16 protein-coding genes are annotated in these 12980 nt (G+C 48.5%); 10 read left to right on the forward strand and 6 right to left on the reverse strand.

What is annotated here, in order from left to right; all coding sequences use genetic code 11:
- Positions 1 to 44 precede the first annotated feature (44 nt).
- A complete protein-coding gene (gene ltaE / locus U0358_RS01235) occupies positions 45 to 1067 on the reverse strand; it encodes a low-specificity L-threonine aldolase (RefSeq protein WP_322406753.1) in 1023 nt (340 codons plus the stop codon).
- A gap of 128 nt (positions 1068 to 1195) precedes the next feature.
- Between ltaE and U0358_RS01240 the strand changes: the two genes are divergently transcribed.
- The 4 genes from U0358_RS01240 (at position 1196) to U0358_RS01255 (ending at position 4257) form a co-directional block, all read left to right on the forward strand.
- Positions 1196 to 2161 (forward strand): PLP-dependent cysteine synthase family protein, encoded by a 966-nt coding sequence (locus U0358_RS01240; protein WP_322406754.1) that lies wholly within the window; start codon positions 1196 to 1198, stop codon positions 2159 to 2161.
- A 29-nt stretch (positions 2162 to 2190) separates the two neighbouring features.
- A complete protein-coding gene (locus tag U0358_RS01245) occupies positions 2191 to 3363 on the forward strand; it encodes a cystathionine gamma-synthase (protein ID WP_322406755.1) in 1173 nt (390 codons plus the stop codon).
- Positions 3364 to 3565: 202 nt separating this feature from the next.
- Entirely contained in the window at positions 3566 to 3796 is a 231-nt protein-coding gene (locus U0358_RS01250) for a hypothetical protein (protein ID WP_317498155.1), read from the forward strand.
- A gap of 29 nt (positions 3797 to 3825) precedes the next feature.
- Positions 3826 to 4257, forward strand: coding sequence for a VOC family protein (locus tag U0358_RS01255; protein ID WP_317498156.1), 432 nt, complete (start codon positions 3826 to 3828; stop codon positions 4255 to 4257).
- 18 nt (positions 4258 to 4275) lie between these two features.
- On the opposite strand, the gene U0358_RS01260 is transcribed toward U0358_RS01255, so the two are convergent.
- On the reverse strand, positions 4276 to 5235 hold the full coding sequence (locus U0358_RS01260) for a threonine ammonia-lyase (protein WP_322406756.1): 960 nt from the start codon (positions 5233 to 5235) through the stop codon (positions 4276 to 4278).
- 62 nt (positions 5236 to 5297) lie between these two features.
- Here U0358_RS01260 and U0358_RS01265 point away from each other — a divergent pair, with 62 nt between their 5' ends.
- Positions 5298 to 5906: a YjaG family protein gene (locus tag U0358_RS01265; RefSeq protein WP_322406757.1), complete on the forward strand. Its 609-nt coding sequence runs from the start codon at positions 5298 to 5300 to the stop codon at positions 5904 to 5906.
- On the opposite strand, the gene U0358_RS01270 is transcribed toward U0358_RS01265, so the two are convergent.
- Both U0358_RS01270 and rsmD read right to left on the reverse strand, forming a co-directional pair.
- Positions 5854 to 6156, reverse strand: coding sequence for a membrane protein (locus tag U0358_RS01270; RefSeq protein ID WP_034818953.1), 303 nt, complete (start codon positions 6154 to 6156; stop codon positions 5854 to 5856). The two genes, U0358_RS01265 and U0358_RS01270, sit on opposite strands and share 53 nt — an antisense overlap.
- Entirely contained in the window at positions 6153 to 6734 is a 582-nt protein-coding gene (gene rsmD / locus U0358_RS01275; RefSeq protein ID WP_322406758.1) for a 16S rRNA (guanine(966)-N(2))-methyltransferase RsmD, read from the reverse strand. Before rsmD ends, U0358_RS01270 begins: the two co-directional genes overlap by 4 nt.
- 103 nt (positions 6735 to 6837) lie before the next feature.
- Here rsmD and ftsY point away from each other — a divergent pair, with 103 nt between their 5' ends.
- From ftsY to U0358_RS01300, 5 genes are all read left to right on the forward strand, one after another.
- A complete protein-coding gene (gene ftsY, locus U0358_RS01280) occupies positions 6838 to 8193 on the forward strand; it encodes a signal recognition particle-docking protein FtsY (protein ID WP_322406759.1) in 1356 nt (451 codons plus the stop codon).
- Positions 8194 to 8195: 2 nt separating this feature from the next.
- The gene (ftsE, locus tag U0358_RS01285) at positions 8196 to 8873 is read left to right on the forward strand and encodes a cell division ATP-binding protein FtsE (protein ID WP_011233490.1); all 678 of its coding nucleotides are present in this window, start codon (positions 8196 to 8198) and stop codon (positions 8871 to 8873) included.
- Positions 8870 to 9859, forward strand: a complete 990-nt coding sequence (ftsX, locus tag U0358_RS01290; protein ID WP_322406760.1) for a permease-like cell division protein FtsX — start codon at positions 8870 to 8872, stop codon at positions 9857 to 9859. Before ftsE ends, ftsX begins: the two co-directional genes overlap by 4 nt.
- A gap of 145 nt (positions 9860 to 10004) precedes the next feature.
- The gene (gene rpoH / locus U0358_RS01295; RefSeq protein ID WP_322406761.1) at positions 10005 to 10865 is read left to right on the forward strand and encodes an RNA polymerase sigma factor RpoH; all 861 of its coding nucleotides are present in this window, start codon (positions 10005 to 10007) and stop codon (positions 10863 to 10865) included.
- On the forward strand, positions 10866 to 11123 hold the full coding sequence (locus tag U0358_RS01300; protein ID WP_317498162.1) for a YkgJ family cysteine cluster protein: 258 nt from the start codon (positions 10866 to 10868) through the stop codon (positions 11121 to 11123).
- Here U0358_RS01300 and U0358_RS01305 read toward each other — a convergent pair.
- Both U0358_RS01305 and U0358_RS01310 read right to left on the reverse strand, forming a co-directional pair.
- A complete protein-coding gene (locus U0358_RS01305) occupies positions 11080 to 11835 on the reverse strand; it encodes a divergent polysaccharide deacetylase family protein (RefSeq protein WP_322406762.1) in 756 nt (251 codons plus the stop codon). The genes U0358_RS01300 and U0358_RS01305 overlap by 44 nt on opposite strands.
- Positions 11835 to 12980 carry a murein hydrolase activator EnvC family protein gene (locus U0358_RS01310; protein WP_322406763.1) on the reverse strand — a complete coding sequence of 382 codons (1146 nt, stop codon included), beginning with the start codon at positions 12978 to 12980 and terminating at the stop codon, positions 11835 to 11837. Before U0358_RS01310 ends, U0358_RS01305 begins: the two co-directional genes overlap by 1 nt.

A 12980-nucleotide genomic window follows, 5' to 3' on the forward strand; every position in this document is an offset into this window, starting at 1 on the left:
GACACCCCACCTGACGTGAACGTCAGGCTACGAAGTCAGCAATCTCAGTGCTCGCGACTAAGCCACTGTTTGAACAATTCGACAAAACGCTCCAGCTGTTCGCGGCTGACATCCAGGTGGCACACCAGCCTCAGTTTCTGGCCGCCGGGCAGTTTAATATCATTCTCAGTCATCAGTTCCCGTAGGCTGTCTGCTGGTAAACTGTCTGGTAGCTCAACAAAGGTCATGTTGGTGCCGGAGTAGCGGACTTTGGCTTCGGTACCTGCCAGCAACTCAGAAAGTTGTTCAAACAACCATTTCGCGTTGTCATGGTCCTGCTGTATACGCTCAAACTGATGCGTTAACGCATAGTCAATGGCTACGGCGACAAACCCGGCCTGACGCATTCCGCCGCCGACCATTTTGCGCCACCGGCGTGCCTGTTTAATCAATTCTTTTGAGCCTGCCAGCAGTGAACCAATAGGCGCGCCCAGGCCTTTTGAGCAGCACAAAGACACGCTGTCGAAAGGCGCGGCAAGTTCCGCCATGCTGCGGCCGCTGGCAATAGCGGCGTTGGGCAAGCGCGCGCCGTCTAAATGCATCGACAAACCATTTTGATCGGCCAGAATACGGGCTTTATCAAAATAGGCCTGGTCTATTAACTGCCCGCCGTGGGTATTTTCAAAAGCCAGCAAGCGGGTAATGGGAAAGTGCGGATCGTTGGGTTTTATGCGCTTTTCAATAGTTTCAAGCGACAAGGTGCCATCGGCTTCTACTTCAATGGTCTGTGGCACAATGCTGCCTAAAACTGCAGCGCCTCCGGCTTCGTACCGGTAAGTGTGATACTCCTGACCGACAATGTATTCTTCGCCGTTACGGCAGTGGCTCATTAACCCCAGTAGGTTACTTTGTGTACCGGAGCTGCACAGCAAAGCATCTTCCTTACCGAGCAATTCAGCCACTCGCTTTTCCAGCGCGTTAATTGACGGGTCTTCACCATAAACATCATCACCAACGGTCGCTTCGGCAATGGCGACACGCATTGCAGCGCTGGGAAGGGTTACGGTATCACTGCGTAAATCCAGCATAACAGCCTCATTTTGGGGTTAGTTATAACAACTATCATCCGGTTCTAAGCACAAGGTTGTTTAGCGAGCTCAGGCAAGGGATAATGGTGTAATATTGAACCAGACACTCGACAACAAAGCGAGCCAATATGAAAGTTTTTAATAATGTAATAGAAATGGTTGGTAACACGCCAATGGTGAAAGTCACCAATATGGATACCGGGCCGTGTGAGTTGTATTTTAAACTTGAACTACAGAACCCCGGCGGTTCTATCAAAGACCGGATTGCGGTGGAAATGGTTGAGCAGGCGGAAAAGCAGGGCAAATTAAAGCCGGGCGATACTATTATTGAAGCGACGGCCGGTAATACCGGACTGGGGCTGGCATTAGTCGCGTCAAGCAAAGGCTACCCGCTGAAAATTGTTATGCCTGACAAAATGAGCCAAGAAAAAGTGAATAACCTGCGCGCTATGGGTGCCGAAGTGGTACAGACGCGCTCCGACGTACAAAAAGGCCATCCTGAGTATTATCAGGATATGGCAGCACGCATGGCGGAAGAAAACGGCTACTACTATGTAAACCAATTTGAAAACCCTGCAAACGTCGATGCTCATTACAAAACCACAGGTCCGGAAATTTGGGAGCAAATGGAAGGTAACCTTGATGCGTTCGTTTGTGGTGTTGGCTCTGGCGGAACCTTAACCGGTGTTGGCCGTTATTTACGCGAACAAAACAGCCAGGTTGACCTGGTATTAGCTGACCCGGCCGGCTCAATTTTGGAACCGCTGGTTAACCGTAACGAAGAAGTGGAAGCGGGCAGCTGGCTCGCCGAGGGCATTGGGGAAGACTTTATCCCAACCATTTGTGATTTAAAACTGGCCAATACCGCGTTTGCCATTTCTGATAAAGAAGGCATGCAAACCGCGCGTAAAGTACTGGAAAAAGAAGGCGTTATGGTGGGTTCATCAAGCGGTACTTTAATTGCCGCGGCGCTGCGCTATTGCCAACAACAAACCGAGCCAAAACGCGTTGTGACGCTAGCTTGTGATACGGGTAACCGTTACCTGTCCAAGTTGTTCAACGACGACTGGATGCGTGAGCAAAACCTGCTGTAATACTTGTTGTAAATTAAGGAACCTGAATCATGGCAAATGAAAAAACAATGAAATTCGCGACGCGCGCCATTCACGGCGGGCAGTCTCCGGAGCCTGTTACCGGCGCGGTAATGCCTCCTATTTTTACCAGCTCTACCTATGCTCAGGAAAGCCCGGGCCAACACAAAGGCTTTGAGTATTCACGCTCGCACAACCCGACGCGTTTTGCCTGGGAGCGTTCGGTTGCATCGCTGGAAGGTGGCAAGCAAGGGCTGGCTTTTGCGTCTGGTATGGCAGCAACCTCGACCATTCTGGAACTGCTGGACAGCGGCGACCACATCGTTGCTATGGACGACTTATACGGCGGTAGCTTCCGTTTATTCGATAAAGTGCGCGGACGCTCTGCTGGCCTGAAATTTTCTTATGTCGACTTAGCTGATTTAAGCGCAGTGGAAGACAGTATTCAGGACAACACTCGCATGATCTGGGTGGAAACGCCAAGCAACCCGATGCTGAAACTGGTCGACATTGAAGCTATTGTAAAACTGGCTAAGAAAAAGAACCCTGACATTATTGTCGTAGTGGATAACACGTTTGCCACACCGTTTAACCAGCGTCCGCTGGAAATGGGCGCCGATATGGTTATGCACTCAGCAACCAAATACCTCAACGGTCACTCTGATATGGTTGGCGGTATTGCGGTTGTTGGCGACAATGACGACCTGGTCGAGCGTATGCTGTTTTTACAGAACTCAGCAGGTGCTATTGCCGGTCCGTTTGATTCATACTTGGCATTGCGCGGCGTGAAGACCCTGGCATTGCGTATGCGTCATCACAACGAAGCGGCAATGGAATTAGCCAAGTGGCTTGAGCAACATCCGAAAGTTGAAAAAGTCATTTACCCGGGGCTTGAGAGCCACCCCCAGCACGATTTGGCTAAAAAGCAGATGCAGGGCTTCGGCGGTATGATTTCTATTTTACTGAAAGGTGATTTAGAAGCGGCACGCAAATTCCTTGAGTCGGTAGAAGTGTTTGCTCTGGCAGAAAGCCTGGGCGGGGTTGAATCACTGATTGAGCACCCGGCTATTATGACTCACGCATCGGTTCCAAAAGAGAATCGTGAGAAGTTAGGCATTCTGGATAATTTCGTGCGGGTGTCGGTTGGTATTGAAGATCTGGATGATCTTAAAGCCGACTTAGATAACGCGCTTAACGCACTTTAATCGCAAGTAACGATTAAAAACTCGTTTCCTAATATGAAAAGCCGGCCTTTGGGTCGGTTTTTTTGTTTTAAATACATACACTTATACAAAGTTTTACAGTTTAGTCATAATTGAGTAGAGTTATCCCTATCAGTAAAAACTGATCGAAAACAAAAAAATAAAAACGCAAAAGCGTTGCATAAATAACGAAAAGGAAAGACTTATGCTATTGAGCCTCATGGTACTGCAAGGACTCGTAGCCGCTCTATTGTTTTATACTTTAGTGGGCCAGCATCAGAAAAAGCCGCTATGGAATTTGTTAGCGGTATTAACCGCCGGTTTCATTCCGCCGGTAAACTGGGCGCTTCTCGTGTTCGCTATTGGTGTCAGAATGTGGCGTCGTTCGCCGCAAACCAACACATCACAAAACATAACGGCAAAGCTCAGCCATTAAGTGGCTAAAGAGTAAGGCAATTTAGCAGTATGTCAGACACAACCAATGTACGACCCTTTCATTTAGCCATTCCTGTCAGCTCACTCGATAATGCCCGTGCGTTTTATGGCGATGTGCTTGGGCTGTCACAGGGACGCAGCAGTGACGAATGGATAGACTGGAACTTTTTTGGTCACCAGTTTGTGACTCACGTTGCACCCAATGTTGCCGGTTTAAAAAATCACAGCGGCGTTGATGGTCATTCGGTTCCCGTTCCGCATTTTGGTGTAGTCTTATTACGTGACGACTGGGAAGCGTTGGCAGAACGTGTGAAAGCCGCGAATATTGAATTTGTCATAGAACCCTACATTCGCTTTAAAGGCAAGCCGGGCGAGCAGGGCACCATGTTCTTCTACGATTACTGCGGTAACGCGCTGGAATTTAAGACCTTTAACGACGACAGTCAAATCTTCGCAACCTAAGTTTTGAACGCGGTTTGACTACTGGCGCAGCTTTACATCTTCCGGCTGCGCTGCAACGTTACCACCACTTAGCACCAAGCCTACTCGTTTACCCTCAAATAGCGCCTTATTTTGTATAACCGCAGCTAAAGCGATAGCAGACGACGGTTCCACAATAATTTTCAGGTGATGCCAAATCAGCTTCATGGCGCTTAGGGTGTCTTCGTCCTTCAAGACTAAGATATCGCTGATACACTGCTGAATAATGGCAAAAGGCAACTCGCCAATTTGAGTCAGTAAACCATCGCACAGGCTTTTCGCGGGTAATGCCGACTGTCGCTCTCCGGCTTGTAACGATAAAAAGGCATCATTCGCTAATTCCGGTTCCGCGCCGAACACGTGTATTTCGGTATCGTCGCAGGCAAGACAAGCGCCTGAGAGCAAACCACCACCACCCAGTGGCGTTATTACCGCATCCAGTGCGTCAGTTTGCTCCAGTAACTCAAGTGTTGCTGTGCCCTGACCCGCAATAATATCCGCATGATCATAAGGCGGTATAAAGTGACTTTCACTTTCCTTTTGCCACTTGGCCACAATGGCTTCACGAGCTGCCATACCCGGCTCTATGTTGGTAATTTCCGCACCACCGGCTTCAATGTTTTGCCGTTTTATTGCGGGAGCATTAGTGGGTACGCCGACTTTTACTCTTACACCCAAAGCTTTACCTGCGTGGGCTAATGCCGCACCATGATTGCCCGAAGACACGGTAATAACCCCTTGCTGGCGCTGCTCCGGGCTAAGTTTAAGTAGCGCGTTAGTGGCACCGCGGAATTTAAAAGCCCCGGTACGTTGCAAATTTTCACATTTGAAAAATAATTCGCAGCCTAATTGCTGATTTAACGCAGGGTTTGTCAGTACAGGGGTCTTGACGGTATAGCTATTAATTCTTTGCTGCGCTTGTACGACATCGGCATGGCAGGGGAGCGATAACTTCGGCATAATACGAGCCCTTAACGAATAAAACGACACAGTGATAAGCATACACTGTCTGGAGCCGGAACGTGAGTCAACTCGATACCTTTCAGCGCATACGCGAACTGCCGCGTGAACAGCAAATTGTTATGGCGTTATATTTGTGCGAACGCATGGTTCCTAATTACGACTTCTTCCATCAGTTAACCGGCTTCGGTGACAGTAAACCTTTGCACGGCACGTTAAATGCCTGCTGGGACTGGGTAGCCAACCCGAAGAAAACCAAGGTTAACTTTGCCCGCTGGCAGGAAAAAGTGGACGAACAGACGCCCAGTGAATACGGGCACGACATGTTAGGTGTGTACCCGGCAATGGATGCCTGCACGGCGTTGAGTACATTGTTGCAGGGTTTGCTGGACGATAACGCCTCTAATTTTCTGGATGTGGCAAAAATATCGCAAGCCAGTGTGGCGAAGTTTATTGAATTAAATGACGCCGAAGAAGTGGGCACCGAGCAGTTAAAAGAACACGTTCAGAACCATGAGTTAATGGAATATGAGGTTGCGATTCAGCAGGCCATGATCAACTTTCTTGAACAACAGCCTGCGGTAAACAGAGCTTTGGTAAGCCAGTTAAAAATGATGCTTAACGACGAGGGGGTGTCGAACCTTGGTCTGGCTTTGGACGCTGAAGAATAGACAGCCAGGCAAAGATACCAAAGGCCAGAATTTGCCAGCTGTCGCCTTTGCGCCAGGGGAATACCTCTTTCATGGTGGCTACAAAAATACCAAGCAGCAGTAAGTGGGTAATAACCATAATGGCTAATAGCAAGCTCAGCAAACCAATGGACTGAGTGCTGAGCTCGCCGTTTGCCCCTGCAAGCAGAGCAAAAAGACCCAGCCAGATAACGGCAAAAACCACTTTACCCGCAATAATAATAACTTTCATGCTATGTCCTTAGTCAGTAAACGAAAGCAAACTTGTCCGTGAGTTTTCTCTTTGGTCACGCGCCAGTTTGCCGGTAATTTAAGCGGCCACTCTTTTTCTGTTTCCAGATACAACCGATTGTCGGCTGTCAGCCAGTTATTTTCATCCAGTAGTTTTAACGTTTTATCAGCCAGCCCTTCGCGAAACGGCGGGTCAATAAAAACAATGTCGTAGGCTTCAGCGGATTGAGTTTGCAGCCAGTCGAGTACGTTATGAGTATTAACATCAATGTTTTCGCTGCTTAACAAGCTCACATTATTCCGTAACTGCTGGCTGAGGGGTTTTACGGACTCTATCAGGGTGACTTGAGCCGCTCCACGCGACGCAGCCTCGAAACCTAAGCTGCCACTGCCGGCAAATAAGTCCAGCACCCGGGCGTCGGTAATGTCCCACTGCAGCCAGTTAAACAGAGTTTCGCGTACGCGGTCCGTGGTGGGACGTAAACCCGGGCTGTCGGCAACGGGAAGGCGACGACTGCGCCATTGTCCACCAATAATCCGATAGTCGCCACTGGCGCTTGTCTGGCGTTTTTTTCTCACTCTTTGGCTTCCTTTATTCAGACCGTCGTCAGTTTGTTAACAGCATGGTAAACTAAAGCCTATAGTTTAACGATTCCTGCGTGTCAGTTCCAAGGAAACCAATATGTCGATGTTTTCGCTGTTTAAGAAAAAGCGTAATAAGAAAGCACCCGAGGCCGAAGAGAAAAAAGAAGAGACGGTAGTCGAAGAACAGGAGCAGCAAGAGCCTGAATCAGAAGCTGAACCTGAATCTAAGCTTCAGCCTCAGGACCAGCCAGAACCAGAACAAACCGAGACACGCGAAGAATTGCCCAGTGCAGTTGACGACTGTGCGCAAGTTACTGCTGAATCGCATGCGGCAAAAACTGCTCCGGAAGCGAAAGAAGTAGCTCAGCCTGAAGTGGTTAGCGAGCCTGAGCCCGCAGTTGAACCAGAACCAGAGTCAGAAACTAAATCCGAACATAAACCAGAACATAAGCCAGAACATAAGCCAGAACCAACCGAAGTCGCACCGAAAGAAAAAGGTGAGAAGAAAGGTTTCTGGGCTCGCCTGACTCAAGGCTTACGCAGAACTTCCGGGTCTATCGGTTCCGGTCTTATTGGCGTATTTCGTGGTAAAAAAATTGACGATGACCTGTTCGAAGAACTCGAAACTCAGCTATTAATGGCAGATTTGGGCGTCGCGACCACCACCAAAATTATCGACAACCTGACAAAACAAGCTGACCGCAAGCAGTTAAAAGACGCGGAAGCTTTGTATGAGTTGTTACAAGAGCAATTAGCTGAGATTTTAAAGCCAGTCGATAAACGCCTGGAAATACCGGAATCTGATTCTCCTTATGTGATTCTAATGACCGGCGTAAACGGTGTGGGTAAAACCACCACTATTGGTAAGCTGGCTAAGCAATTTAAAGCAGAAGGTAAGTCAGTAATGCTGGCCGCCGGTGATACTTTCCGTGCGGCGGCGGTAGAACAGCTGCAGGTTTGGGGCGAGCGTAACGACATTCCGGTTATTGCTCAGCATACCGGAGCCGACAGTGCCTCGGTTCTTTATGACGCGCTGCAGGCCGCCAAAGCGCGCGACGTTGATGTGCTTATTGCGGACACCGCCGGGCGCCTGCAAAATAAAGCCAACTTAATGGAAGAGCTGAAAAAGCTGGTTCGGGTGATGAAAAAGCTCGATCCGGAAGCGCCGCACGAAGTGATGCTGACGCTTGATGCCGGTACGGGCCAGAATGCTATTAGTCAGGCAAAACTCTTTACCGAGGCTGTCGGCGTTTCGGGTATTGTGATGACGAAGCTCGACGGTACTGCAAAAGGCGGCGTGATTTTTGCGGTCGCAGACCAATTCGCTATTCCTATTCGCTATATTGGTGTGGGCGAAAGCTTAGAAGATTTACGGCCTTTTGTGGCAAAAGACTTTATCGCGGCGCTATTTGACCGTACCGTAGACGAATCAGAACAGACAACAGCGAGTTAATCATGATCCGCTTTGAGCAAGTCAGTAAAACCTATCGTGGAGGCCACCAGGCGCTAAGCCATGTCGACTTCCACGTAGAGCCCGGTGAAATGGCTTTTTTAACGGGTCATTCCGGTGCCGGCAAAAGCACCTTGCTCAAACTCATCAGTTTAATGGAAAGACCCACCGCTGGCCGGGTGCTGATTAATGGGCACGATTTGCGAAAGATTAAGCCCTCGCAAGTGCCTTATGTGCGTCGCGATATTGGCATGATTTTTCAGGATCACCGCCTGCTGATGGATAAAACGGTGTTTGATAACGTCGCGCTGCCGCTGATTATTGAAGGCTACAGTGTTCAGGAAGCGCGCAAGCGTGTTGTTGCTGCACTGGAGAAAGTCGGTATAGCTGACAAAGTAAAACACTATCCGAAAATGCTGTCCGGTGGTGAGCAGCAACGAGTGGGTATTGCCCGCGCTATTGTTACCAAACCACCTTTACTACTGGCCGATGAGCCCACCGGTAACCTCGATCCTAAGTTGTCGATGGAAATTATCCGGCTGTTTGAGGAATTTAATAAAGTCGGTGTTGCTGTCCTCATTGCCACCCACGACTTAGGTCTTATTGCGCGCTTACGCTACCGCACGTTAACCTTAAAAGACGGGCGCATGATTAACGATGGCCTGGAGGACAGTGAACTATGAGTTTATTGTTCCGCAACCGCAGCATTGAAAAAGGTGCCAGCAATCGCGGCCGCTTACCCTGGTGGCGTCGGCTTATTATGGTTCCAGTGCATCATGCCCAGCAGGCCATTGCCAGTTTAGGCGAGTTGTGGCGTAACCCTTTTGCTTCTTTCATGACTATGGCGGTACTGGGGCTGAGTCTGACGCTGCCTTCGTCGCTTTACGTGTTAGTCAAAAATACCTCCAGTATTGCTGATAACTGGCAGGAAGCCTCTGAAGTTACTTTGTTTTTAAGGAAGGATCTGCAGCAATCTGAAGTCGACACATTAAAGACGCAGACGGAACTCTCCGAAGGTGTTGAGTCAGTGCGCCTTATTCCCAAAGAGCAGGGGCTGGAAGAGTTTAAGAAAGAGTCAGGCTTTGGTGAAACACTAGATTACCTCTCGTCAAACCCGCTGCCGGACGTTTTGATCGTTATTCCGGCTGAGTCGCATCGATCGCCCCAGCGGGCAGAGGAATTGCTCAACCGGCTGGAAAAGCAGCGTGAAGTCGCTTACGCGAAAATGGACCTGGAATGGCTTAACCGACTGCAGGGAATTCTCAATTTAATTGAAGATATTCTCGGAGCGCTGGCGGTGGTGTTGTGTTTGTCGGTGGTGCTTATTGTCGGGAACACGATTCGGTTAAATATACTGTCCAAGCGTGACGAAATTATGGTGATGAAACTGGTTGGCGCGACTAACGCGTTTATTCAGCGTCCTTTTTTATACACCGGAGTCTGGTACGGAATTATTGGCGGACTGGTTGCCTGGTTGGCAACCGCGTTACTGATCTGGTGGGTCGAGAGTGCCGTAGTAGATTTAACCGAACTCTACGAAACGCCTTTCCAATTAAATGGTCTGACGTTAGGAGAGTTATTGATTATATGGTTGGTCGCTGTGGGATTAGGTTTAGCGGGTTCTTATTTGGCTGTAAGACGTCATATACAAAGCATAGAACCTGAGTAAAATGGGGTTGCGAAAGCCATAGGCTTAGTTATACTGAATTACCCGATCTGCAATGATCACAATGGAACTTTTAGACTCAAAAAGGGTCTTAAAAGCTGACTGAAAAAGCAGTAATTAAGTCGGTATTTTAAGTAGAGGTTGTTAAATGAGCACTGAATTAAACACTATGGCATTATCGGTTCCCCAGGGGGCAGGACTCGACGGCTATATTCAGTCAGTCAACCGTATTCCTATGCTCACCGCCGAAAAAGAAAAGGCGTTGGCAACAAGATTATACGAGAACAGTGACCTTGATGCAGCGAAAGAACTCATCATGTCGCATCTCCGCTTTGTGGTACACGTAGCTCGTAGTTATTCGGGTTATGGTTTGCCGCAAGCCGATTTAATTCAGGAAGGCAATATTGGCCTAATGAAGGCCGTGAAACGCTTTGATCCATCAGTTGGTGTGCGTCTGGTGTCTTTTGCTGTTCACTGGATAAAAGCAGAAATTCATGAATACGTGCTTCGTAACTGGCGCGTTGTTAAAGTGGCAACCACTAAAGCACAGCGTAAGTTGTTCTTTAACCTGCGTAAAATGAAAAAGCGTTTAGGTTGGTTTAGCCAGAAAGAAGTTGAAACGGTAGCTAACGAGCTGGGTGTCAGTACTAAAGAAGTGCTGGAAATGGAAACTCGCATGAGTGCTCACGACCAGGCGTTTGAACTGAGTTCAGATGACGACGACTCGAAAGAAGGCAGTGCCTATTCTCCGGCTATGTATCTGGAAGACAAGCGTTCCGATTTAGCAGCAGAAATTGAAAATGAAGACTATGAAAGCCATACACAGCAGAAACTGCTGGGTGCAATGAGTCATTTAGACGAACGCAGCCAAGATATCGTCCAGTCTCGCTGGTTATCGGAAGACAAAACAACGCTGCATGACTTGGCAGCAAAATACGAAGTTTCGGCAGAGCGTGTTCGCCAACTTGAACAAAACGCGATGAAGAAACTCCGTGTCGCAATGAGTTAAATGAAGTGCCGCATTGGTTGCGGTGCTTGCTGCATAGCCCCCTCAATTAGTTCTCCCATCCCCGGTATGCCTAAGGGCAAACCGGCGGGTGTGCGTTGTGTCCAACTCGATGACGATAATTTGTGTCGTTTGTTCGGGAAGCCAGAGCGGCCGAAAGTGTGTGGCGAGTTTTCTGCCGATGACTATGTCTGTGGCGAAACTCGCGAAGAGGCGCTTATTTTGCTGACGTCACTGGAAGAAGATACCCATTGCGGTTAGCCACAGTGGTTAACTCAGATACGAATACCAACTCAATACCCTGCTCTTTTAATTGTGGTAGTTGCTTTTGCAGAAAGCTCAGGGTTTCCGGATACGGATGGCCAATGCCTATGGCTTGTCCCTGACGTTTGGCTATACTCAGCAGTTGCTCAAATTGCTGCCGTAAATAGGGTTCATCAACCTGATTATCTAGAAACACATGTCTATGTGATGTCCGTACACCAAATTCTCCCGCCATTTGTTCTGCAACGCTGAACTCAGATGTCCGACTATCAATAAAAAAGAGTTTGCGCGCTGCCAGTGTTTCCATCACTGCCTGCATGGGCGTTTGCAGTTGGGTCAACTTGCTTCCCATATGATTATTCACGCCAGCAACGTAAGGTATTGAGTCCAGAGCATCAACCAGTTGCAGTTTGATCTGCACATTGTTCATACCCGCGGTAACCACTCCGGGACCCGGTCGGTTATTTTCCACGGCTTCCATTGGCATATGCAGTAATATTTGTTTTTTCTGATGATGAGCACGTAAAGCAAAAGCGCGGGCATAAGGGGTATAGGGCAGCACGGCGAAACTGATATTGCCGGGTAACAGAGCTGCTTTTAAATCGTTTTTATTATTGCCTATATCATCGATAACAATGGCTATTTTAGAGGCGCATACTGGAGCCGCCAGACTCAGTAATAAACCGAAAGCTAGCACACATCTTAACATTAGCGTATCCAGTTACTAGGGTTTTGCGGGCGCCCCTGATGGCGAATTTCAAAGTAAAGTGCCGCGTTATTGCGTGAGCCAGACTGGCCCATCAGTGCAATTTCTTCGTCTTTACGCACTTTATCACCAACCGCTTTTGTTAATGTCTGGTTGTGACCATACAAGCTCATATAACTTTCACCGTGGTCAATAACGATGACTAAACCAAAGCCTCGCAGCCAGTCTGCATATACCACACGCCCGTTGGCAATAGAACGAACGGATTGCCCGTTTTGTCCTTCAATGAGTACACCTTTCCAGTTAACCGGGCCTTCGCGGCGTTGTCCGAATACACGCTTCACATCTCCGTCACTTGGCCAGCGAAGTTGATTCTTGACCGCTTGCAGGCCAACCAGGCGAACGTCTTTTTGCTGAGCCAGCGCGGTTTCAATGGCAATTAATACCTGCTCTAATTGCTCCCGGCTTTGTTCCAGCTGATTCACCCGTGACCGGTCTTTACGTTGCTGTTGTTGCAGCTCTGCTAACTTCTCTTCTTGTCGGTATTGTTGCTGTTCCAGCTGGGCGCGTTGCTTTCGCTGTTCTTCCTGTAAGCTGGCTAACTGGCTTTGTTGTTGCTTTAGCTGTTCTGTCAGTGTGGCAATTTCTTCCTGAGTACGCCGAATAACCTCAATTTCTTCGACTCTGGCGGCATTCATGTATTGGTAGTAGCTCAGCATTCTTTCAAATTCGCCAGGGTCTTGTTGATTTAACAGCATTTTCAGAAAGTCGTGATTACCGTTCATATAAGCGGAAACCAGTTGATCTTCCAGTTGTGTCATCTGCTGCTTTTGTTTTTTCTTAAGCTCTTCGCGGCGTTGTTCTGAGTCAGCTATTTCTGTGTTAATTTCTTTAAGTTGGGTTTCGGTCTGACGCAAAGAACCGGCTATCTCAGAGGTTTCTATTTCGAGATCACGCAGTTGCCTTTCAGTTGAGTTTAGTGCGCTGCTTCGCTCTTCTATAGCCTGCAAACGCTTAGCGAGTTCCTTTTTAACAGCTGCAATTTCGGCTTGAGTTGAGGCTTTATCATCTTCGCTATAGTTCTGCGCTAAACCGGGGCTGATAACAACCAGCCCCAGCGCTATTGCCCAAAACAGCCTTATTGGCAT

Origin of the sequence: Idiomarina sp. PL1-037, from assembly GCF_034422975.1 — a bacterium.
Taxonomy (GTDB): Bacteria; Pseudomonadota; Gammaproteobacteria; order Enterobacterales; family Alteromonadaceae; genus Idiomarina.

Coding starts and splice junctions, on each gene's coding strand:
- ltaE (WP_322406753.1), bottom strand. CDS start 1,067: ATGCTGGATTTACGCAGTGATACCGTAACCCTTCCCAGCGCTGCAATG.
- U0358_RS01240 (WP_322406754.1), top strand. CDS start 1,196: ATGAAAGTTTTTAATAATGTAATAGAAATGGTTGGTAACACGCCAATG.
- U0358_RS01245 (WP_322406755.1), top strand. CDS start 2,191: ATGGCAAATGAAAAAACAATGAAATTCGCGACGCGCGCCATTCACGGC.
- U0358_RS01250 (WP_317498155.1), top strand. CDS start 3,566: ATGCTATTGAGCCTCATGGTACTGCAAGGACTCGTAGCCGCTCTATTG.
- U0358_RS01255 (WP_317498156.1), top strand. CDS start 3,826: ATGTCAGACACAACCAATGTACGACCCTTTCATTTAGCCATTCCTGTC.
- U0358_RS01260 (WP_322406756.1), bottom strand. CDS start 5,235: ATGCCGAAGTTATCGCTCCCCTGCCATGCCGATGTCGTACAAGCGCAG.
- U0358_RS01270 (WP_034818953.1), bottom strand. CDS start 6,156: ATGAAAGTTATTATTATTGCGGGTAAAGTGGTTTTTGCCGTTATCTGG.
- ftsY (WP_322406759.1), top strand. CDS start 6,838: ATGTCGATGTTTTCGCTGTTTAAGAAAAAGCGTAATAAGAAAGCACCC.
- ftsE (WP_011233490.1), top strand. CDS start 8,196: ATGATCCGCTTTGAGCAAGTCAGTAAAACCTATCGTGGAGGCCACCAG.
- ftsX (WP_322406760.1), top strand. CDS start 8,870: ATGAGTTTATTGTTCCGCAACCGCAGCATTGAAAAAGGTGCCAGCAAT.
- rpoH (WP_322406761.1), top strand. CDS start 10,005: ATGAGCACTGAATTAAACACTATGGCATTATCGGTTCCCCAGGGGGCA.
- U0358_RS01300 (WP_317498162.1), top strand. CDS start 10,866: ATGAAGTGCCGCATTGGTTGCGGTGCTTGCTGCATAGCCCCCTCAATT.
- U0358_RS01305 (WP_322406762.1), bottom strand. CDS start 11,835: ATGTTAAGATGTGTGCTAGCTTTCGGTTTATTACTGAGTCTGGCGGCT.
- U0358_RS01310 (WP_322406763.1), bottom strand. CDS start 12,980: ATGCCAATAAGGCTGTTTTGGGCAATAGCGCTGGGGCTGGTTGTTATC.